Genomic DNA, 23059 nt, shown 5'->3' on the forward strand with positions numbered 1-23059 from the left:
CAAATTGCTTGATATGTCAATAAGATAATTTAGGGCTATTTAATCATAATGAAATTTTCAATTGGAGAAAAAGTATCCTTACAAGTTCCTCTGCCCTATTTGAAGACAGCAGATTCTATTTCAATGTTAAGACCTCCAGATCTAGTATCTCTTGATGAGGTTGGCGTAATTATTGGTATAAGGTCAAAAGATGTATTAGAAGTAAAATTTAGAAGGGGCAATTTCTTGATTCCTTCTGAAAGACTTAAGATTCTAAAAGATGGTAACTGAAAATCAAATTACGCTTGCCAGAATTTACTGATTTTCCGTATAACTTCTTTGTTGCTACAAACGCTAAGCAGTGGTTCCTGTAAATATTTATTGGCAGCATCTTTGATTTCTTTACTACTAATATTATCAAGGCTTAGTAGTACTTCTTTATCGTGATCTTTTGTTAAACCAATTCCTAAAAGATGAGCTTTATGCTCAGCTCTTTGACTAACACTTTGCAATGAATGGGCCACTTGTCCTCGATATTTTATCTTTACAAGATCTAATTCTTCTGGAGATATTTCACTATTTAGAATTTTTCTCCAACATTCTTTCAGTAACTGGAGAGTTAGAATTGCCTTATCTTCAGTTGTAGAGGCGTGCATAATAAATGGCGTTTGATTCTCTCTAATAGGGTGATAAACTCCTGCTTCATAAACTACTCCATGCTTTTCTCTGAGAACCTTAAATAATAAACTTGACATTCCATAGCCTAAGTAACATGATAACAATCTAAGCAAAATGTCAGATTCATTATCATATCTAATTGTTGCTTTGCCTAATAGTAGAATAACTTGATTTGTATTTAATGAGTGTGCACAAAAGCTAGTTTTTTTGTTATCTACGATTTGATCTCTAGTAAAACTGTTTATCTTTGATATTTCATTTTGATTAGTAAAATTTTCACTAATTCCCTTAAAAGAAATTGAATTTTTTATATAATTTTCTACGTTAATAGGAAACTTTCCTGAAATTACTAAGTTCTTTTTTCTATGAATTAATGATCTTGAAATTGGCAATATATGTTCTTTATTAATTTTATTTATATCATTGATTGATCCTAGTGGGTCATGTCCATATGGTCCGTCACGGTATACCATCTTTCTCCAGCCATCAAAAGCTAATTGATAAGTACTTTCTTTTTGTCTTTTAATTGCTTTTATTGTTAAATCTTTTTCTAATTGAATCTGATCTAGCTGAAGTTTAGGTTTCGTAATCATCCAACCAATTAAAGGAAGAAGTTTATAAGCATCACTCTCGATACATTTAAGACTTATTAGAAGACCATCTTCAAATGTATCACAGCTTAAATTTGCACCAGAACTTTCCACGATTTCAGCAATTTGATTATTGTTGTATGGACCACACCCTCTAAGCATTGTTGAGCTTAAAATTTGATGAATCCCCTTCTGATTTTTTGGATCATTTCTGCTACCATTCTCTATCCATAATTTTGCGGACATTATTTTTTTGCTATTAATTGTGTCTAGGATTATGTTCATATTTATTTCTCAGGTTCGGCAATTAATGTAAATGCATTTTCTGGATTAAATAATGGAAAAATTAATTCATTTAAACGTGAATTTGTCCAATATGAAATATCATCTATTGATTTTAATACTGATTGGTGACGTCCCCATAGAGCTTGATTACCTAAAGTTGAGGCAATTTGAGTGCTCAACTCAAGGCCAAAATAAATATTATTTACAACTAATCTTTTTGCACGTTCTAGATCTTTATCAGCAACTAAATCCCTGTTTAATCTTTTGAGAATACTGTTTATTTCACTTTCAGCCAGTTTAAGATTCTCCTTTTGGCAACTGACGTCTAGAAGAATTAATCCACCTTCTTCCAGAATTTGTAAATCTATATCTATTGATTCTATAATTCTTTTTTCTTCTCTTAACTTTTTAACAATAATACTACTTTTACCTTCGCATAAAATTGTGGCAGCAATTTCTGCTCCTAAAATTAATATTTGTTCTTTTGCAGGGGGAAGTTTCCAGGCTTTCAATATTCTTCCTCCCTCAAGCCTAGGAATAGTTTCTTTCTTGTAGCCCGTATTAAAAGTGGTTTTTGTACAAATATTTGTTTCCTTTGTAATTTTTTTTAATTCATTAAGTTTACTATTGCTAACGATTGAAATAATTTCTTTTGGTAATTCTCCTGCTATAGAAAGTGTACAGTTTTTAGCTACATAATGATTTTTATGAAATTGTTTCATTTGTCTAGGATTTATACTTTTTACAGTTTTTTCGTCACCCAGTATTGGCTTTGAGTATCTATGTGGTGTTAAGCATCCCTTTAATAATTTCATATAAATAATTTCATCTGGTTGCTCAATATTTTGTGCGATTTCCTCTAAAACTACTTCTTTCTCCACCTCAAATGCTTCTTTTTCAATTTTAGGAAATAATAATAATTCTAATATCAGATTTAGTCCTTGTTCTATCTTCTCTGGTGGTACTAGAACGTGATAATGAACATCGTCCAACCCAGTCGCGGCATTACTACTTCCACCAAGAGATTCAATTCTTAAATCGAATTCGCCTTCTTTAAGGTTTTTACTCCCTTTAAATATCATATGCTCTAAGAAATGTGCAATTCCTTCTTCATCTTTCTTTTCATAAAGACTTCCTCCTTTGCACCAAAAGTCAATACAAGTGAGTGTTGATTGTTCTATATCAGCTACGACACAGGTAGCACCATTAGGCAATGACCAATGATTTACTTTCATTCTTAATATCTTATAGTACGCTAAATTTTTATGCTATCTCAATCCATGCATAAAATATCTGTGATTTTAAATAAGATGGTTCAAATCTTTTAAACTATAAAAGATTTTTTTAATAGTTATCTACTTTTTATGTCTAAATTTTATTTATAATTAAATTATCCTTGTTTTGTTGCTTTTTATTCTTTTACTAAATTCAATCATTCTACCCTTGCTCCTTATTTAACTCTACTTTGCATAAAAATCTCCTGTCAGTCCTTTTTTTTTTCTTGATAATCATATAATATTGTTTGAGAATATTTTTAAATAAACCTTATCTATGATTCTTAGCCATCCCTTTTAGTTTGAGTTATTAGTTTTGAAGTCAGTTTTTTGCACTCAAAGTAAATTGAATCCTCTTTTGTTTGAAGCTTTCGAACTTATCAAGAACAAAATCATTTCTTTGACTGATGTTGAACCTCTAAATATTGACTCTAAGTCCAAAAGGATTTATGCCAATCTTAATAAGGAGGAATTATTTATCAGTAACGAGTTTTATCAAGCAAAAGGATTTAGAAAAATTCATTTGGAGGTTGCAAAGCTTGGCAATAAATTTGAAATACTCCATTGTGTCTTTTTTCCTGACCCATGCTTTGAACTTCCAATATTTGGAGCTGATTTGGTAGTTAATTCAAATAATATTTCTGCTGCCATTGTTGACTTGTCACCTGTTGGGGAGCACCTGCCTGATTACCTCGTTTCTCAAATGAGATCATTACAAATTCCTAAATTTAAGGAACCTGGGAAGCTGCCTAAGTGGGGATCTATCTTCTCTCCATATGTTTGCTTTATCCGTCCAGTTGATTTGTTCGAAGAAAAACTATTTTTAAAACTCATTGACCAATATTTATCACTACTCTTATCTTTATTGGTTAGGGGCAAGGAAGACGAAATTAATTCGTCAGATACAATGAATAGACTTAATTATCAAAAAAGATATTGCTCTAATCAAAAACTTAATGATAAGACCAGGGCTATTCTAACTAAATTTTTTGGTTCATCTTGGGCAGATGAATACATTAACAAAATCCTTTTTGAATGTTAGTAATGTTTAAATACGTATCTTTTAAAATCTTTTATTTTATAGGCATAACACCCTTGTGCATGCTTTTAATTAGCGGATGTAATAATAAAGATTTAGAAGTAAATCAATCTCTTATAGATAATGAAGTGGTTGATAGGATTGATGGTGTTGCAGCATTAGGCCAATTAAATCCTCTTGGAGAAATAAGAAAATTAGCAGCTCCAACCAGTGGCAAGGGTGGTACTCCAAGATTATCTAAATTATTAGTTCGAGAGGGTGACTCTATTATTAAGGATCAAATATTAGCTGTTTTTGATAATCGTCCGAAACTTGAAGCTGACTTGAAATCTGCACAAGCAAATTTAAATATATTAATCAGTGAAATTAGGATAAAAAATAGGGAAATCAATAGATATCAATCTCTTGTAGATAAAGGCGCAGTTGCGTTAATTGTTTTAGACAAGATGAAAGATGATTTGTTCATTTCTGAGACTAGAATTTCAAAGCTTCAATCTGCCATAGATGCAATTAAAGTCGATTTAGAGCAAACACAATTAAAAAGTCCAATTGATGGGATTGTTCTTCAAATCTTGATTCGTGAGGGAGAGAGGCCGAATTCGTCTGGTGTAATTAGTGTGGGCGCTAATCAATTAATGGAAGCTCTTATTGAAGTCTATGAATCCGATATAGACAGAGTTCAAGTGGGTCAGTCTGTCGATTTAATTAGTGAGAATGGAGGGTTTAATGGGTCTTTAAGAGGTCAAGTTAGTTTGATCAGCCCACAAGTCAGGCAAAGAAGAGTGCTTGCAACTGATCCAACCGGCGATGCTGACTCTAGAATTATCGAGGTCAGAGTCAAACTTGATAATACATCTGCTCAAAAGGTTTCTCATTTAACGGGGATGAAAGTCATTGCTCGGTTTCAGCCCTAGTGGAAATAAATAATTTTTTAAAAAATAGAAAAATACCTCTTGCCTGGCTTTTGCTGACAAGACAACCTTTAAGGATATTGGTGGCTATTGCAGGAATAGCATTTGCTGGGATTTTGATGTTTATGCAACTAGGCTTTAGAGATGGATTGTTTGACGCAAGTGTTACTGTTCATAAGTTATTTGATGCAGATCTGGTATTAATTAGTCCTCGCTCAAAAAGTTCAATAAGTATGAGTGGGTTTCCTCGAAGAAGATTAATTCAGGCAATGGCCCATAGAGACGTCACTGGAACAACTGCTGTTAATTGGAATTTTCTTCTTTGGCGAAATCCTGAAAATTTATCCACAAGATCTATTCTTGCTTTAGGTTTTGAGCCAAGTAAGCCACTATTAATTGAGTCTGATTTTGAAAGTAAGGCAGAAACTTTAAAGAATAAAGGAAGAGTTTTATTTGATGATCTTTCCAGGGATGAGTTTGGCCCAATCTCTAAATGGTTTAAAGCAGGGCGTTTAGTTGAAACTGAAGTCGCAGGTAAAAGAGTTAGAGTCTCTGGAATAGTTAGTTTAGGTCCCTCCTTTGGTGCAGATGGGAATTTAATAACAAGCAGTGAGACATACTTAGAACTATCTCCAGGTAATCCCAAAGGAAGTATTGAAATTGGTTTAGTAAGGTTAAAGAAGGGATCTAATATTGATAATGTGGTTCGCTCATTGAATTTAAGTTTACCTAGTGACGTTAAAGTTATGTCTTTAAAATCATTTATAGATTTTGAAAAGAATTATTGGAAAAGTAGTACATCGATTGGATTTATTTTTACATTAGGTGCTGCAATGGGATTTATTGTCGGTTGTGTAATTGTTTATCAAATTCTTTATAGTGATGTTAGTGATCATTTGCCTGAATATGCAACATTAATGGCCATGGGGTATAACTTAAGAAGCCTTTTAGGAGTAGTAGCTAGAGAAGGATTAATCTTATCAATAATTGGATATATTCCTGCTTATGTTTCAGGACAAGCTTTATATGCTTTAGTTAGATCATCAACTAAATTACCTGTTGAAATGAGTTTTGGCAGAGCATCAATTATATTTTGCTTAATACTTTTTATGTGTATGGGATCAGCATTGGCAGCCATGAAGAAATTGGCAGATGCCGATCCTGCTGAAATATTTTAATGAATAATCTAATGATTGATTAAATAATTTATGAAAAATATAAACAACAATACTCTAAAGATTGTTTCTTTGAATCATTGGTATGGTCATGGAGAAATGAGAAGGCATGTTCTTCAGTCTGTCTCAATGGAAATTTCTCCTGGTGAGGTTGTTTTACTGACAGGACCTTCAGGATGTGGAAAGACTACTCTTTTAACTTTGATTGGAGCTCTTCGCAAAGTTCAAGATGGGGACCTTAAAGTGTTTGGTAAACAACTTTTTGGAGCGAGCAGGAAAACTAGGCAGAATCTTAGAAAAAATATTGGAATGATTTTTCAGGGACATAATCTTTTGAGATGTCTTACCGCTGAGCAAAATGTTCAAATGGGAGCTGACCTTTTAAATGGATTTTCGTACAAAGCTCGTAGAGCTCAGGCTAGAGAGTGGCTGAGAGCTGTTGGATTAGAAGAACACTTATCTAAGCTGCCCCATGACTTATCAGGTGGGCAAAAACAACGAGTTGCAATTGCCAGAGCTCTTGCGGCTAGACCAAAATTACTATTAGCGGATGAACCAACATCTGCATTGGATAGTTCAACTGGTAGAGAAATAGTTGATTTATTGAAAAAATTAGCCTCAGAACAATCGTGCTCGGTGTTGATGGTTACTCATGATCCGAGAATATTGGATGTAGCAGATCGTCTCTTGCGAATGGAAGATGGCCAAATATTGCCCTCAGTTTAGTAAATTGGTTATATATAAAAAATCTAGGAACCTAGTATGTCCAAAAGACGAAATCTTAAGAAAGAGAAGCAAGAGAGAAATCGAGCTTATGCAAGGAAATTTAAGAAACGTAAGCTTCGTAATGATGGCAGAGGAGAAGGAGCAGGTAATGGTGTTACTGGAACAGCAAATAACGGTGGGGCTGCTGATTAATAAACCGCTATTCAAATCAGATAATCTTTTTTTAGTCCTTTATTTTAAAGTGTTTAAAGACAATTTTTTTGATTTTATTTTTTAATGAAGGATGTTAGTAAGCGTTGTTATACCCACCTACAACAGACTTCCGATACTGAAAAAGTGTCTAGATGCATTAGAAAAACAAATTTTAAATAATGAAATTCAAAATTTTGAAATTGTAATAGTCGATGATGGATCAACGGATGGGACGGTTGATTGGCTGAGAAATAATGCTGAGACTTATCCTCATTTAAGACTTTTTGAACAATCTCATGGAGGGCCAGCTTTAGGAAGAAATCTTGGAGTTGAAAAGTCAAGGGGAGAACTAATTGTTTTTATAGACAGTGATCTTGTTGTAGATAGATATTTTCTAATGAGCCATGTTGATGCTCTGCTCAAAGCTTGGAAAAAACTTGGTAATAGAAAATGTTTTACCTATGGATCTGTCATAAATACTTCTAATTTTAATAATCCAAATTCTGAGCCTTTTAAATTTCAAGACTTGTCCTGGGCCTACTTTGCTACTGGAAATGTTGCTATTGATAAAAATGTTTTAGAAAAATCAGGACTTTTTGACACATCTTTTCGGCTATATGGTTGGGAAGATTTGGAACTAGGAGAAAGATTAAGAAATATGGGCGTTAAACTTATCAAATGTCCAAGAGCTATTGGATTTCATTGGCATCCAGCATTAGCACTTGATCAAATTCCTCATTTGATTCGAATTGAAAAAGAGAGATCAAAAATGGGATTAGTTTTTTATCGTAAGCATCCAACTTTGAGAGTGAAATTTATAATTCAATACACTTTCTTTCATCGTTGCCTGTGGGAACTTTTAACTTTTGGCGGACTAATTAACACAAAGACACTCAGACCTCTCTTGGCTTTTCTAATCAAGAATGGTCGATCTGGTTTAGCTATGGAATTGTTAAGACTTCCTCTTAATTTGATTGGAGTGAGACAAATTTTTAGAGAAGCATCATTATTGGGACTTCGCTGAGCAATCATTTGTTATTATTAACAATGCAAACTCAAAACCGCACACCTGACTGTTTCGGGTGATGAATAAATATTGATTTATTAATCACTATTTAATTTATCCCTGTTGGGTGGAGGCGAACCCGGAACTTACTAAAAAAATGGCTGTAGTTTCTCTTTCAGAGATGATGGAAGCTGGTGCTCACTTCGGGCATCAGACAAGAAGATGGAATCCCAAGATGTCCCGCTACATCTACTCCGCTCGCAATGGGGTTCATATTATTGATCTAGTCAAGACCGCTGTTTGTATGAATAGTGCTTATAAATGGACTAGAGGAGCTGCAAGAAGCGGTAAAAGATTCCTTTTTGTAGGAACTAAAAAACAAGCTTCCGAAGTCGTTGCTCAAGAAGCCATTAGATGCGGTGCATCCTACGTTAATCAAAGATGGCTTGGAGGGATGCTTACAAATTGGACAACAATGAAAGCGAGAATCGATCGACTAAAAGATCTTGAAAGAATGGAATCTAGTGGTGCTATTGCAATGCGCCCAAAGAAAGAAGGTGCCGTGTTGCGTAGAGAATTAGAACGATTGCAAAAATATCTTGGTGGGCTAAAAGGAATGAGACGTCTACCTGATGTTGTAGTTTTAGTAGATCAGAGGCGGGAAACAAATGCTGTTCTAGAGGCTAGAAAGCTTGATATTCCCCTAGTATCAATGCTTGATACTAATTGCGATCCCGATCTATGCGAAATCCCAATACCATGTAATGATGATGCAGTCCGATCTGTTCAACTCGTTTTGGGCAGATTAGCTGATGCTATAAATGAAGGGAGACATGGCACTAATGATTAGCTATTATACTTAATTATAAATTCTTAACTTAATCTAATTCTTTACTACACCTACATAAAATGTCGGAGATAACAGCAAAACTCGTTAAAAAACTTCGAGACAAAACATCTGCTGGAATGATGGATTGCAAGAAAGCCCTAATTGAGAACAAGGGTGATATGGAAAAATCTATTGAATGGTTAAGACAAAAAGGTATAGCCAGTGCTGAAAAGAAATCAGGTAGAGTCGCCGCCGAGGGAGCGATCGGGAGTTACATACATACAGGTTCTCGAGTTGGTGTCCTTTTAGAGTTGAACTGCGAGACAGACTTCGTAGCTAGAGGAGATTTATTTCAAGGTCTTTTGAGAGATCTTTCAATGCAAGTTGCCGCTTGTCCAAGTGTTGAGTATGTAAGCGTTGATCAAATTCCAGAAGCTATTGCAAGCAAGGAGAAGGAAATTGAGATGGGAAGAGATGACCTCTCAGGTAAGCCCGATCAAATAAAAGAAAAAATTGTAGAAGGACGAATAGGAAAGAGATTAAAAGAGATGGCTCTTTTAGAACAACCATTCATAAAGGATAGTTCAATAAATGTTGAAGAGCTTGTAAAACAAGTTGCTGGTAAAATAGGAGAGAACATAAAGGTTCGTAGATTTACTAGATACACTCTTGGCGAGGGAATTGATGTTAAAGAGTCTGATTTTGCAGAAGAGGTTGCATCAATGACATCTGATTAATTTTGTCTAAAAATAAGCATTTTTTGGATTCTAAGTTTGATCCTTTAGATCAAATAGGTCTGTTAAAGGAAAAATGTAATAACATATCGCCTATTATTTATAGAGTCACTTCTGTTTATCTTGAGGAGCTGAGGAATTTGCTACCTCAAACTATAAGAACCACATTATTCTCTCTAATCACTGATCGGCCTGGAGATGATTTTGGTTTCTCAACATTTAGTTCAAGAAAGTTATTTCAGTTGAAAATTGACAAATTAGTTTCAGATAATATTTCTCTCATAACAATTGAACATTTAATTGAGCTGGCTAAGAAAATTGATCAAGAAAATATTCGTCATTTAAATAATGTTAAAGATGAAATGTCAAATGCACTAAATTTGAAAAATGATTCTGAAAAATCCGAATCATTTAGCACTGTTAATTCAATTCATATAAGTTCAATACCGCCATTGGAAAATTTATCAATTACTGAAGGTTGGAATGGCGAACTAAAAGCTCCATACGCTATAGATAATAAAGAAATTTATATGAAAAGTACAAAATCTGAAAATGAGTTGCGAATTAAAAATAAAAATAAGGATTATAAGAAATTAAATGAAGATGAAAAGATTACCGATACTTTTAATTTAAAAAGTAAAGATATTGAAGTTTTGCAGTCAATATTTGCATTGACCGAAGAATCTAATTCAACAGATTTCGATTCCAACAGAGAGGATTCTTCTCATGTGTCCTCCTCTAGTGATGATGTCACAAACAATAGATTTCTTCCACAATCCCCAATTGGACTATATGAGTGGATTATTTCTATAGATACAGCTTTGATTCGACGATTGCGTGACCTCTCAGATTCCATTAACACTGAGCTTTTAAAATCAGGTATTGTAAATACTCTGATACCAATAAATATTTTAGATGCGGCTTTGTCTGGTCAATTAATTTCTTCTAAATCTGTATCCAATATTCTAACTTTTAAATTGCCAACCAATAATCCATTAGTTCCTTCTGGAGGTTTAGATATTGATTGCTTGCTTATTACTCCCTCGGATATGGAATTTGATAATCCAAGACTTAGAAAAAATAGAACTAACATTAAACATTATCAAAATGTACTTTTGGGTATGATTAAACAGCAACGTTATTGGCAAGGTCGCTCATTAGCAGAAGAGGTTAATAAAGAATGGTGGAAGGACACAACCAAAATTTAAGTAGTAATGATTCAATACCTACTCCTGGTAGCAAATCAGCTGAACTAGTAACATGGGTTCGACCTTTACAACAAGCATTAACAGTTGAAGTTGATCACGGTTGTAATAATATTCAAGGTAGAACTAATAAATTTTCTTCTTTTGTAAGTGGGTATTTATTAAACTTACCCTCTATAGTTGTTCAAGAATCTGATCTTTCTAAATTAAAGAAATTAGCTCTGGATTATGAAAAATATCCATCTTTGTCCATTGATGATAGGCGAAGAATAATAGTCAAGACAAGACAGACTCTTCATAATCTATATACATATCAAGAAAATAAAGAAAAAACAGAGCCAAAAAAATTAAAAATAAGAAGTGTGTACGATTCTGTTGGTTCTACGAAAAGTTCTTCGACTGAGTTATTAAATTTAAGAAGTTCGATTTCAGCCGTTAAGGGTGTTGGACCAAAACAAGCAGAAAGATTATCAAGACTGGGACTTTTTTTAATCCGTGATCTCTTAAATTATTTCCCTCGTGATTATGTTGATTACACCTCATTGAAAACTATAGATAAAACTCATGCAGGTCAAAATGTAACGATCGTTGCTAAAGTTAGACGATGCAGTTCATTTAAAAGTCCTAAAAATCCAAATCTTTCTATTCTTGAACTGTTTTTAAAAGATAGGACTGGGAGGATTAAAGTTACAAGATTTTTTGCAGGTAGTCGTGGTAGAAGTATTGCCTATGTAAAATCTCAACAAAGTTTGTATACTGTTGGTTCGACTGTTGCGGTAAGTGGGCTAGTTAAAGAAAGTAAATATGGCAAATCATTAAACGATCCTTTGATAGAAATTATCGATAGTCCTACCAGTTATTTGAAATCTAGAACTATTGGTCAGATATTCCCTATTTATTCATTAACTGAAGGTGTTACTGCAGACAAATTCAGAGATCTAATCCAGTCTATTCTTTATTTAACATCTGATATTAAGGACCCACTTCCGAAAGAAACTGTAAATAGACTAGATCTATTAACTAAGAAAGAAGCTTTTTTTCATATCCATAACCCTGAGAATGCAAAAATTTTAGCTAAAGCAAAGAGAAGAATTGTATTCGAAGAGTTTCTGTTATTACAGTTAAGTCTGCTTTTAAGACGTGATCTGCATAAGAAACGTAATTCTCCTCAACTAAGTATTGAACTCAGTAGTAATAGCCTTGTAAGGAAATTCTTGAGTATTCTTCCTTTCTCTCTAACAAATGCTCAAACAAGAGTTTTGGAGGAAATTGAATCAGACATAGTCAAAGCCGAGCCAATGTCTCGCCTATTACAAGGCGATGTTGGTAGTGGAAAGACTGTTATCGCCATAGCAGCACTACTCAGTGCTGTCCAATCTGGATGGCAAGGAGCTCTTATGGCACCCACCGAGGTGCTTGCTACTCAACACTATCAAACACTAAGTAAATGGATCCCTCAACTTGAGGTGAACGTAGATTTGTTAACTGGTTCTACAGCCAAGTCTCGACGTAAACAAATTTTTACAGATTTAGTAAATGGTTCTACTAAGATTCTGGTAGGAACTCATGCAATATTTGAAGACAACGTCATCTTTGAACGACTTGGTCTTGTAGTTGTAGATGAGCAGCATCGCTTTGGTGTCAAACAGAGGAACAAACTTTTGAATAAAGGTTTGCAACCTCACTTACTTACGATGACGGCTACGCCCATTCCGAGAACACTTGCACTTACTTTGCATGGTGATCTCGATGTTAGTCAATTAGATGAGCTTCCACCTGGTCGAACTCCGATAGATACTAAGCTGATTACACCAAAAGAAAAGAATTATGCATATGAATTAATCAGGACTGAAATTAATAAAGGACATCAGATTTATGTTGTTCTACCTTTGATTGAAGAATCTGAGAAACTAGAAATTAGTTCGGCAATTGATGTATATCATCAGTTGTCTACAGAGGTCTTCCCAGATTTTGTTGTTGACTTACTTCATGGCAAAATGAAGAGTGTTGAAAAACAAGAGGTCATACAGAATTTTATCAACAAAAAATGTGACATACTGGTTTCTACTACGGTTATAGAAGTAGGTGTTGACGTACCAAATGCAAGTGTAATGCTAATTGAGGATTCTGATCGTTTTGGTCTTGCTCAATTGCATCAATTAAGGGGTCGAGTTGGAAGGGGAGCTTCCAAGTCATACTGCCTCCTGAGTCATCAAAATAAAAATAAAACATCTCGACAAAGATTGGAAGTTCTTGCTAATTCCAATGATGGATTTGAAATTTCAGAAATTGACTTGCGTTTTCGCGGACCTGGACAAGTCTTAGGTACAAAACAATCAGGTTTACCTGATTTTGCACTGGCATCATTAGCCGATGATGCAGACGTGCTTGAACTTGCGCGCAATGAGGCTCGTCAGATTTTAGATAACGATTCTGAGCTTAAAAACAACTCTATACTTCGGTTGTTAATAAAAGAACAGTGGGACAAACTTAAAATTGCTAATAAACTAAATTAATATTTTGGTTAAATAACTATTGAATTCATTTAATTTTAAAGCTAAAATTTAATAAATTTTTACAAGAATGAGATTTTTTATTTACATTTTCTACAAATTATGAAGATGAAACCTTGGAGTAATTTAAAAATAAATGAATGTAAAGAGCCTTTAATTTCTATTCCACAATCTATATTTCGATTAACACCTCATCCTTATATGTCTTTAGGTGCTCCATATTTGACTGGCACAGATCCATGGGTTTTACGTAGTAGTGTTTTAAGAAGATTGATACAAGCACAACAATATCTTTCAGAGATTAATCCTCAATTACAGTTGGCTTTGTTTGATGCTTGGAGGCCTATTTCTGTTCAAAAGTTTATGTTTGATTACACCATGCAAGAAATTTGTAGGTCAAGAGGAATTGATATTAATAATATCTCTGATAATGTAGACATAATTAATGTTGTTGCTGAAGTAGCCCAGTTCTGGGCGAAACCGTCTTCTAATCCCCTTACGCCTCCTCCTCATAGTACTGGTGGCGCGATAGATTTGACTCTAGCTGATATGACAGGAAAAATACTAGATCTTGGCGGGGAAATTGATTTTATTGGGGCTGAATCATCACCTGACTTTTATAAGAAAGACTATTCCAAGAGACCTTGTTCAAAACATCAAGTTTTTCAATATAGAAGGTCTCTATTATTTGCAGTTATGGAAAGGGCTGGATTTGTTCAACATCCAAACGAATGGTGGCATTTTAGCTATGGAGATCAATTGTGGTCTTGGTTAAGTAAGAAAGGGTATGCTATTTATGGAGCTGCACTTGAAGTCAGTAAAGACATTACCATTTCAGAACCAAGTTTGGTAACATGATCTCCAAGACTTGATGAGGAGCCAGTATCTTTCCAGCTAAGGAATAAAGGCTCTAATGTCTTCTCCAATTCATTGATAGGCATTTTTTGTAGATAAGGAGTAGCCAATCTTTGTAAATTTGTACTACCACCAAGCCATAATTGATATTGATTTAAACCACTACCAACCAGAGCTAATTCTGCCATGTATGGGCGGGCACATCCATTTGGACAGCCTGTAACTCTTACTAATATTGACTTACTGATCTCTAATCTTTTTAATTGATTGTTTAATCGTTCTATGAGATCTGGTAAAAATCTCTCTGCTTCAGTCATAGCAAGTCCACATAATGGTAGGGCTGGACAAGCCATTGCATGTCTGGCTATTGGGTCAGGGCTTTTTGGATTATTAAAACCAATATTAATCAGATCATTATTTACACTGACTTTTTGATAATTACCAATATTACACAATAGTAGATCTTGGTTGGGAGTTAAACGTACATCCAATGCATATTTTTCAACTATTTTTCTTAACTCTTTCTTTGTTTCTCCGTTAAGCCTACCTGATAATAGTGGTAGACCAACAAACCATAATTTCTCAGATTGTCTATGCCAGCCTAGATAATCTTCAAGTTTTGTATCCCCTTCGTTTCTTAAGGTGCCAATCTTTTTTGTGAAATATTTTTTTGTTAACTGTTTCTTAAACCAATCGACACCCATGTCATGCAGAACATATTTAAGTCTAGAATGTCTTCTTGTTTTTCTATCTCCATAATCTCTTTGAAGTGCGAGAATAGATTGAACAAGTTCTAGTATGTATTCCCCTTCTACAAAACCAATTGGATCTGCTACCCTCGCAAATGTCGTATCTAAATTGTGTGTTCTACCCATACCTCCTCCTACGTAGACATTACATCCTTCTAGTATTCCTTTTGAATTCGTGAACGTCACTAGACCTATATCATGGGTAAGGATATCCACAGAATTATCTCCTGGTACTGTAGTTGCACATTTGAATTTTCTTGGTAAGTAGGTTGCACCATACAAAGGTTCATTTTTGTCCCCACTAAAAACGCCTGAATTTGGTTGCAGCTTCCTTTTGTTTTTGACTTCGGAAGATGGCTTAATAGCATATTTCATCTCGCCATCAACCCATAAATCAAGGTATGTTTTCTCAGCTTTTTGAGGCGATAAAATATCGGCAATATCATTAGCTAATTTTCTAGCAGCAGGGTAAGATCCCTTTTCGTACGGTGCTGCTGGAGCCATTACATTTCTGTTGACGTCTCCACAGGCCGCTAGGGTAGATCCCATTGACTTCACTATCGTTCCTATTACTTCTTTAATATTCCCTTTTTTTATTCCATGCATTTGAAAGCATTGCCGAGTAGTAGCTCTAAGCGTTTTGTTACCTAGTCGATCAGAGAGATCATCTAAGGCAACAAAAAGTGGACCTGGGACAAAACCTGCTGGATTTCTTAGCCTTAGCATCATTTGCCAGTCTTTGCCTGTGCCTCCTCTCTTTCTATGTTCCCGATCATCTTGTTGATAGCTACCATGAAATTTTAAAAGTTGTACTGCGTCGTTCGTAAAGTGATCGCTGTCGTTTGATAATTCACTTTGTAGAGGTTCTTGTAAGTAATTACTATCGGCTTTAAATTGTTCAAATTTCGCTCGGGGAGAATTATTTGCTATGCAGGGGGAAGGAACAGTTTTTTCTATTCCTTGATCATGTTTACTTTCCTGTTCTTCAAAATTCATCAGAGCTTCTATAGCTGCTTTACTAAAACCAGCCTCTTTTAAGTCTTTTTCTATGTTTTTTGGAGATTCATTTGAATTACTGTTTTTGACAGCCTCTAGTTTTATTCCCTTGGGCAAGGATTTGTTTATCTGTTTAGCCTCTTCTTCTCTGAGCTTTTCATCAAATTTTTCTTGAATAGCTTTTACTGCTGAGTTTATGTTCTCCTCGGCTTCCTCTTTTGTGTTACCAATTTTTTTTACTACATCACATGTTCCAAAGGCATCCCTTAATTTACCTCTCGGTACAGCAACCCTGAGGTAAAAACCCGATCTTCCAGGTATTTGAATTATCTTAGGCAATGGTACCTACAACGGTACCTACAGTGTATCATTTTCCGTGTTGATTAGTGCCTAATTGTTCAAATAAAGCTATTAGTGATCAAAGCTCCATTTATTGAATATTAAATTTTTTCTAGGACACAGAATGTAGAAGTAATTCAGATTTAGATCTAATCTTGTTATGAATATAAGGAAATTTTTTGTCTACTTACCTTTTAGAAATCGGTACTGAGGAATTGCCAGCAGATTTGGCTGAATCTGTTATTTCTCAGCTTGAATTAAATGTAAATAATGACTTGAATTCTTATCCAATAAAATTTAGTGAAATAAGAGTTACTACTACTCCAAGAAGAATCGCATTAACAATTGAAGGGATTGCTCCATTCTCTGAGGATAATATTGCAGATCGAAAAGGCCCCCCTTTTTCTCAAGCTTTTCATGATGGTAAACCTACAAAAGCAGCTATTGGTTTTGCTAAAAGATATGGTCTGGCACCTGAAAACCTAGAGATTCGAGAAACGCCAAAGGGTTCATTCGTTTTCGCTAATTTAATTGAAAAAGGCAAGCCTGTTGAGAAATTGTTGGCTGAATCTTTACCTGGTTGGATCACTAAAATTCAGGGAAGAAGGTTTATGAGATGGGGAAAAGGTGATTTCCGCTTTTCCAGACCTATACGTTGGATTGTTTCTTTGATTGATTCAGAGGTTTTACCTTTTACTCTTTCTGGTTGCGATCCGGAAATTCAAGTTAGCAATACCACAAGACCACATAGGTTACATGGATCAGAATTAACCATAAAGAATGCGAAAACTTATTTTGTTCAATTGAAGGATGTTGGAGTCACAGTTGATAGGAATACTCGTCTTTCCCAAATCAATGATTTAGTTCTCAATCAAGAAATTCAAAAAAAAGTTAAGGCAGATCTTACTGAACCTCTTTTAAAAGAACTTACAGATTTAGTTGAATCTCCTTTGCTTGTGACTGGGGGGTTCGATGAGTCTTACCTCGATTTGCCTCCTGAGGTTTTGTCCACAGTGATGAAGGTTCATCAAAGATACATACCAATATATAAAGTAAATGTTAATTCTGATCCATTGTCACTTGACTCTAGAGACGTATTATTGCCTAGCTTTTTTTGTATTAGCAATGGATTATCTTCAGCAAAAGAAAATATTATTTTAGGAAATGAAAAAGTATTAAAAGCAAGGTTTTCTGATGCATCATTTTTTATAAAATCAGATTTATTAATAAATAGCTCGTCGCGTATTGATAAATTAAAAGATGTAACTTTTGCTCAAGGATTAGGTTCTTTATATGACCGTGTAAATCGGATCGAATGGCTTACTAAATTATTGACATCAAAACTTAGATTTGTTCAAGAGGATATTGATAAATCTGTTAAAGTTGCACATTTTTGTAAACATGATTTAGTTAGTAACATGGTTGACGAATTTCCAGAGTTGCAAGGAATTATTGGATCTAAGTACTTACTTCATGAGGGTGAATCTAGAGATGTATGTCTTGGAGTTTTAGAACATTACAAACCCAAAGGAAGTTCAGACTCTCTTCCCTCAAATAATCTTGGGAATGCCGTTTCATTGGCTGAACGTTTTGAATTGCTTTTCAGCATTTATGCTAAAGGCGAAAGACCTTCTGGATCATCTGATCCTTATGCCTTGAGGAGGGCAGCTAATGGAATATTGTTGATTTTGTGGAATAAAGATTGGCAATTAAATATTAATGAAATAATAAATGATTCACTAATATATTGGAAGCAGGTTTTTCCTTCTCTTTCTTTTGAAATAAATAGTCTTACGGATGAGCTGAAGGAATTCTTTCGTCAAAGAATAATTAGTTTATTAGAAGAGAAAGATATAGACTTTGATATTATTCAGGCAATTTCGGGAGATAAAACTTCAACATCAAAATTATTAGATGATCCAACAGATGTTGATTTTCGTGCTTCATTATTAATGGATATGCGGAAAAATAATACACTTAATTTATTGCAAGCTGTAGTGTCTAGGGCCTCTAAGTTGGCAGAAAAAAGTTCAATAGCCAATGATGTGATAGATCCTCTAGGGTTTGTCGATAAGTCATTATTTGAAAAGGGTTCCGAAAGCGAAATGTTAGATATATTAGAGAAATTAAAACCTTTAGCCACTAATTGTGATCGTTTAAAATATAAATTGTTGGCTGAAGGTCTAGTATCAAGTACTGAAACCTTGGCCAACTTTTTTGATGGAGATGACAGTGTAATGGTTATGACCGATGATATTAATTTAAGAAATAATAGGCTTAATCTACTAACGATCCTTCGAAATCAGTCTTTGAAGCTCGCTGACTTTAGCAAGCTTAGTTAATTATCTATATTATTTCTTACTGGTTTTTATACCACCTTTAATTGAACTTACTGCCAACATTTTATTAACTTCTTTATCATCTCTAACTGCACTAGGTACTGGCTTGTACGTGCTTGGTGCTAAGGCCTTTCCTCTTAAAACGGAACCAATTGTTAGTAGAGTGAGTTTTAATTGTTGAAGCGGCTTCATTGCAACTACAGTTTTGTATAGATAACTATCAAATGTAAGTCTTTGAACATCCATGTCACCACACATTTCAACAAAGGCTTCCCTTGCTCCATCACTTGTGTAGAAAATTCTTTGGAGAATATCTAAAACTGTATAAGTAGTTCCATACTTTTTATCCCATTTCTTTAAATATTTTTTGAGATCATTTTCTGTGGGTATAATTTTTCCATTTTGACTTGATTCAACAATCTGCTCGGCACACATTCTTCCGCTTTTGGCGGCAAAATAAATCCCCTCTCCTGAGCTTTTTGTTACATAACCTGCGGCATCACCAACTAGAGCCATCCTCCCCACAACTCTTCTTGGCCTGGGATGTTCAGGGATTGGATGAGCCTCTACTTTGATTACTTCTCCGTTTACGAGTCTCTTCTTTGCTCTTTCTCTGACACCAATCTGAAGGCTTTTTATTAAACCACCATTTTGTTTCATTGTTCCTGTTCCAGCAGCAACATGGTCGTATTTTGGAAAGACCCAACCATAGAAATCTGGCGATACATCAGTGCCTACATACATCTCAGCCCTGTCTTCGTAATACTTCATTTCCTCTTTAGGAAGTTTTATTCTTTCTTGAATTGCTACTGCATAGTTATAATCACCGGCATCCATTGCTTTTGCAACTCTGCTTGTCGCACCATCTGCCCCAATAATTAAATCCACCTCAAGTTGCTTACCTTTCTCTTCAGTTTGGTCGTTAAGGATTTCGGTGTAATGAAGGGTATATGGACCTTGTTTGTTTGTACCAGTTTCTATTTTTGATACCAATCCATTTACTAATGTAGCGCCAAGTTCTGCGGCGCGATTTCTCATAAATGAATCCATTACTTCACGCCTCAACATGCCTATATACTCTTTATCACTTCCAGGATAAATATCATCCAGGATAATATCTACTTCTCTGTTTGATGGGGATATCATTTTCATGTTCCTGACTTTCCTATCAATAATTGATTCAGGAAGCTCAAATTCAGAAACCATACACAATGGAATCGCCCCTCCACATGGTTTTGCATTATCAAGCTTTCTCTCGAAAATCCAAGTTTTAATTCCCGCTTTGGCTAAAATCTCTGCAGCGCATGATCCACTTGGACCACCACCAATAACAGCAACTCTTAACATCTTTGGATGAAAAATTTAGTTCTCTATATATAAAACTTACATCCTTATCTCATAGAAAGTATAAAGATTGGAGATACTCGTTACTATCGAAACATCATTTTTGTGAATTCCAATTGTTTTGACCATAAGAAGATCATATGAATTATCAAGATGAAATCCCGCTTGCCAAAAGGATTAGATCCATCAAAACCATTACTAGTAAGTCTTTTTTGCGTTTCGGACTTCTATTCGTAGGACTTGGCATATCCTTAACGTTTTTAGCTGATAAATCATTTTTAAGCCAAACAAAATCTTTAGATGATTCGATTAACTCTACTGAGACAAATCAAAATAAAAGTTTGTTGGGCCATCTTCCTTATCCTGAGGCTTCAAAAAATGATTTAATTCTTTTCTCTTCAGGTATTTACGTACATAAAGAAATTTATGAAAATTTTAAGGAAATGCAATTTATGGCGGCCCAAAGAGGGATTTCTCTACAACTATTAAGTGGTTTTAGATCAATAGATTTGCAAAGAGAAATTTTTTATGAAAATAAATCTATTAGAAATCAAACTGCAGTTGAGCGCTCAATGGATTCAGCTCCTCCTGGCTATTCTGAACACAGCACAGGGTATGCAATTGATGTTGGTGATGGGAATTTCCCAGAGACTCATTTTGAGGTTGAATTTGAACAAACCCCTGCTTTTAAATGGATGAAGAGGTTTGCTCCCAAATATCATTTCGTTCTTTCTTTTCCACCCAACAACAAACAAGGAGTAACTTATGAGCCATGGCATTGGAGATTTGAAGGGACTGTTAATGCTTTGAGGAAATTTGAGGATGCCAATAAAATTACAAAATTCAAATAATTTTGACTTAATTTTTTTTACTTCCAATTTTATATTCGATATTTTAATTGGCATTTAAAACAGCTAAATGAAGTCACGGTGAGATATTCTTTATGTCTCTATTAATCAAAGAATTTTTAATTTTTTTAAATTATGAGTTTTGATATACAAGCCATAAGGAATATCGCAATAATTGCTCATGTTGATCACGGTAAGACAACTTTGGTTGATGCACTTTTAAATCAATCTGGAACTTTTCGAGATAATGAGGAAGTCCCAACTTGTGCTATGGATTCAAACGATTTGGAACGTGAAAGAGGAATAACTATTCTTTCGAAAAACACAGCTGTTACATACAACGATACCCGGATAAACATTGTCGACACGCCAGGTCACGCTGATTTTGGAGGCGAGGTCGAGAGGGTTTTGGGTATGGTAGATGGCTGTCTTCTTGTGGTTGATGCGAACGAGGGGCCAATGCCGCAAACCCGATTTGTTCTGAAAAAAGCTTTAGAGCAGGGCTTAAGACCTATTGTTTTTGTGAATAAAATTGATCGTGCAAGAGTAGAGCCTGAAACCGCGGTAGATAAAGTTTTAGATCTATTTTTGGAATTAGGAGCTGATGATGATCAGTGTGATTTCCCTTATTTGTTTGGGAGTGGATTGGGCGGTTTTGCAAAGACTGAAGTAAAAAGTGAAAGCGATAATATGAAACCTTTATTTGATGCAATTATTAGGCAGGTCCCTCCTCCTGTTGGGGATCAGAATAAGCCTTTACAATTACAAGTCACTACTCTTGATTACTCAGATTTTTTAGGAACAATTATTATTGGGAGAGTACATAATGGTGTAATTAAAAATGGTCAAAGGACATGCTTGATAAAAGAAGATGGGAGCCTAAAGAAAGGAAGGATTAACAAACTATTAGGATTTAAAGGATTAAAAAGAATTGAAATAGATGAAGCAAATGCTGGCGATATAGTTGCCTTGGCTGGATTTGAGGATGTTTCTATTGGAGAAACTGTAGCTTGTCCTGATGAACCGAAGCCTTTACCTCTAATAAAGGTAGATGAGCCAACATTGCAGATGACTTTTGTTGTAAATGATTCTCCATTTGCAGGGAAAGAGGGCAAGTTTGTTACCAGTCGTCAGCTAAGGGATCGTTTAAACAAAGAACTTCTTACTAATGTTGCATTAAGGGTAGAGGATACAGATTCACCTGATCGCTTTTCTGTAAGCGGAAGAGGAGAGTTACATCTAGGAATTCTGATCGAGACCATGAGAAGAGAGGGTTATGAATTTCAAGTTTCTCAACCACAAGTAATTTTTCGGACCATTGATGAAATTAAATGCGAACCTGTTGAGACCCTTGTCCTTGATGTCCCAGAAGCTTCCGTTGGCGCTTGTATTGAAAGCCTTGGTGTAAGAAAAGGTGAAATGCAAAATATGGAAACGGGCACGGATCATAGAACCCAACTTGAATTTGTTATTCCATCAAGAGGCTTAATTGGATTTAGGGGTGAATTTATTCGTGCAACCAGGGGTGAAGGGATTATGAGCCATTCATTTTTTGAATACAGGCCATCTGTTGGAGATTTTGAACAAAGGAGAAATGGAGTACTTATTTCATTTGAGGAGGGTGTAGCTACTTTTTATTCCTTAAAAAATGCAGAAGACCGTGGACAATTTTTTATTACTCCTGGAGCTAAAGTTTATAAAGGAATGATTATTGGGGAGAATAATCGCCCACAAGATCTTGAATTAAATATTTGCAAGGCTAAACAACTTACCAATATGAGATCAGCTGGTGCAGATGAGTTAGATCAATTGCAATCCCCAATTGAAATGACATTAGAAAGAGCACTTGAATATATTGGACCAGGAGAAATGTTGGAAGTTACACCAGAATCTATAAGGTTGAGAAAAATTAATGCAAAGAAAAATTTGAAAAAATAATGATCCTAATAGATAAACAGGATGATTTATTTATAAATGATTCTCGTTTTGAAATAGGAATGAAATTATTTAATTCTTGTCAATGGTATCAAGCTCATGATGTCTTTGAAGAGATATGGCATGAGACTGGAGGACCTGAAAGACAGTTGATACAGGGCATATTGCAAGTTGCTGTTGCACAAGTGCATTTAGAAAATAGTAATACCAATGGTGCAACAATACTTTATGGAGAAGCATTGGGTAGGTTAAAAAGATATCAATTAAATAATTTAGGATTAGATATTGTAGGACTTTGTAAATGCATCAGCAGGAGATTGGAATTTCTTCAAGTTGGTAATGACTTAGCTAGTTGCAGCTTGCCAGTTCTCTATTTCTTATAAAAACCTTGTTAGGCCTCTTACTCTTTTGCTATTAAAAGTGAGATGAGTTAATATAATTTTATTGCTATATTTTTAGCTTTGTTTTAATTAATAAAATAAAAATAAAAATTTTGATTAATTTAAATATATAGAACA

At 34.7% G+C, this 23059-nt stretch carries 20 protein-coding genes; 16 read left to right on the forward strand and 4 right to left on the reverse strand.

The window, feature by feature from the left end:
* The first annotated feature begins 48 nt into the window (after positions 1–48).
* A complete protein-coding gene (locus AC6EIW_RS00790; RefSeq protein ID WP_498520746.1) occupies positions 49–270 on the forward strand; it encodes a DUF3148 domain-containing protein in 222 nt (73 codons plus the stop codon).
* Positions 271–278: 8 nt separating this feature from the next.
* Here AC6EIW_RS00790 and AC6EIW_RS00795 read toward each other — a convergent pair whose 3' ends face one another.
* Together AC6EIW_RS00795 and AC6EIW_RS00800 are read right to left on the reverse strand one after the other, a co-directional pair.
* A complete protein-coding gene (locus AC6EIW_RS00795; RefSeq protein WP_498520747.1) occupies positions 279–1493 on the reverse strand; it encodes a M16 family metallopeptidase in 1215 nt (404 codons plus the stop codon).
* Positions 1494–1534: 41 nt separating this feature from the next.
* Positions 1535–2767: a M16 family metallopeptidase gene (locus tag AC6EIW_RS00800; RefSeq protein ID WP_498520748.1), complete on the reverse strand. Its 1233-nt coding sequence runs from the start codon at positions 2765–2767 to the stop codon at positions 1535–1537.
* Between the two features lie 355 nt (positions 2768–3122).
* Here AC6EIW_RS00800 and AC6EIW_RS00805 point away from each other — a divergent pair, with 355 nt between their 5' ends.
* The 11 genes from AC6EIW_RS00805 to AC6EIW_RS00855 all read left to right on the forward strand — a co-directional run bounded on the left by AC6EIW_RS00805 (position 3123) and on the right by AC6EIW_RS00855 (position 13994).
* On the forward strand, positions 3123–3848 hold the full coding sequence (locus AC6EIW_RS00805) for a phycocyanobilin:ferredoxin oxidoreductase (protein WP_498520749.1): 726 nt from the start codon (positions 3123–3125) through the stop codon (positions 3846–3848).
* On the forward strand, positions 3842–4759 hold the full coding sequence (locus AC6EIW_RS00810) for a lipid ABC transporter permease (protein WP_498520750.1): 918 nt from the start codon (positions 3842–3844) through the stop codon (positions 4757–4759). Before AC6EIW_RS00805 ends, AC6EIW_RS00810 begins: the two co-directional genes overlap by 7 nt.
* Positions 4759–5934 (forward strand): ABC transporter permease DevC, encoded by a 1176-nt coding sequence (devC, locus tag AC6EIW_RS00815; RefSeq protein ID WP_498520751.1) that lies wholly within the window; start codon positions 4759–4761, stop codon positions 5932–5934. Before AC6EIW_RS00810 ends, devC begins: the two co-directional genes overlap by 1 nt.
* A 30-nt stretch (positions 5935–5964) precedes the next feature.
* A complete protein-coding gene (locus AC6EIW_RS00820; protein WP_498520752.1) occupies positions 5965–6657 on the forward strand; it encodes a DevA family ABC transporter ATP-binding protein in 693 nt (230 codons plus the stop codon).
* A gap of 36 nt (positions 6658–6693) precedes the next feature.
* Entirely contained in the window at positions 6694–6849 is a 156-nt protein-coding gene (locus tag AC6EIW_RS00825) for an Asl3888 family RNA-binding protein (protein ID WP_011293689.1), read from the forward strand.
* A gap of 91 nt (positions 6850–6940) precedes the next feature.
* A complete protein-coding gene (locus tag AC6EIW_RS00830) occupies positions 6941–7873 on the forward strand; it encodes a glycosyltransferase family 2 protein (RefSeq protein WP_498520753.1) in 933 nt (310 codons plus the stop codon).
* 139 nt (positions 7874–8012) lie between these two features.
* The gene (rpsB, locus tag AC6EIW_RS00835) at positions 8013–8705 is read left to right on the forward strand and encodes a 30S ribosomal protein S2 (protein WP_498462548.1); all 693 of its coding nucleotides are present in this window, start codon (positions 8013–8015) and stop codon (positions 8703–8705) included.
* Positions 8706–8764: 59 nt separating this feature from the next.
* Complete coding sequence (gene tsf / locus AC6EIW_RS00840; protein ID WP_498520754.1) at positions 8765–9421, forward strand: translation elongation factor Ts; 657 nt, start codon at positions 8765–8767, stop codon at positions 9419–9421.
* A 2-nt stretch (positions 9422–9423) separates the two neighbouring features.
* Complete coding sequence (locus AC6EIW_RS00845) at positions 9424–10626, forward strand: adenylate cyclase (RefSeq protein WP_498520755.1); 1203 nt, start codon at positions 9424–9426, stop codon at positions 10624–10626.
* On the forward strand, positions 10599–13139 hold the full coding sequence (recG, locus tag AC6EIW_RS00850; protein WP_498520756.1) for an ATP-dependent DNA helicase RecG: 2541 nt from the start codon (positions 10599–10601) through the stop codon (positions 13137–13139). Before AC6EIW_RS00845 ends, recG begins: the two co-directional genes overlap by 28 nt.
* A gap of 99 nt (positions 13140–13238) precedes the next feature.
* The gene (locus AC6EIW_RS00855; protein WP_498520757.1) at positions 13239–13994 is read left to right on the forward strand and encodes a M15 family metallopeptidase; all 756 of its coding nucleotides are present in this window, start codon (positions 13239–13241) and stop codon (positions 13992–13994) included.
* On the opposite strand, the gene AC6EIW_RS00860 is transcribed toward AC6EIW_RS00855, so the two are convergent.
* Positions 13931–15736: an NADPH-dependent assimilatory sulfite reductase hemoprotein subunit gene (locus AC6EIW_RS00860; RefSeq protein ID WP_498521593.1), complete on the reverse strand. Its 1806-nt coding sequence runs from the start codon at positions 15734–15736 to the stop codon at positions 13931–13933. The genes AC6EIW_RS00855 and AC6EIW_RS00860 overlap by 64 nt on opposite strands.
* Positions 15737–16254: 518 nt before the next feature.
* Between AC6EIW_RS00860 and glyS the strand changes: the two genes are divergently transcribed.
* Positions 16255–18417, forward strand: a complete 2163-nt coding sequence (glyS, locus tag AC6EIW_RS00865; RefSeq protein WP_498520758.1) for a glycine--tRNA ligase subunit beta — start codon at positions 16255–16257, stop codon at positions 18415–18417.
* Between the two features lie 9 nt (positions 18418–18426).
* Here the strand turns inward: glyS and chlP are convergent, their stop codons facing one another.
* Positions 18427–19761: a geranylgeranyl reductase gene (gene chlP, locus AC6EIW_RS00870; protein WP_498520759.1), complete on the reverse strand. Its 1335-nt coding sequence runs from the start codon at positions 19759–19761 to the stop codon at positions 18427–18429.
* Positions 19762–19898: 137 nt separating this feature from the next.
* On the opposite strand from chlP, the gene AC6EIW_RS00875 reads away from it, so the two are divergent.
* From AC6EIW_RS00875 to AC6EIW_RS00885, 3 genes are all read left to right on the forward strand, one after another.
* A complete protein-coding gene (locus tag AC6EIW_RS00875) occupies positions 19899–20609 on the forward strand; it encodes a M15 family metallopeptidase (protein WP_498520760.1) in 711 nt (236 codons plus the stop codon).
* 132 nt (positions 20610–20741) lie between these two features.
* Positions 20742–22544: a translational GTPase TypA gene (gene typA / locus AC6EIW_RS00880; protein ID WP_498462556.1), complete on the forward strand. Its 1803-nt coding sequence runs from the start codon at positions 20742–20744 to the stop codon at positions 22542–22544.
* The gene (locus tag AC6EIW_RS00885; RefSeq protein ID WP_498520761.1) at positions 22544–22924 is read left to right on the forward strand and encodes a DUF309 domain-containing protein; all 381 of its coding nucleotides are present in this window, start codon (positions 22544–22546) and stop codon (positions 22922–22924) included. The genes typA and AC6EIW_RS00885 overlap by 1 nt, the downstream gene beginning before the upstream one ends.
* The last annotated feature ends 135 nt before the right edge of the window (positions 22925–23059 follow it).

The sequence above is a fragment of the Prochlorococcus sp. MIT2308 genome (assembly GCF_059772345.1).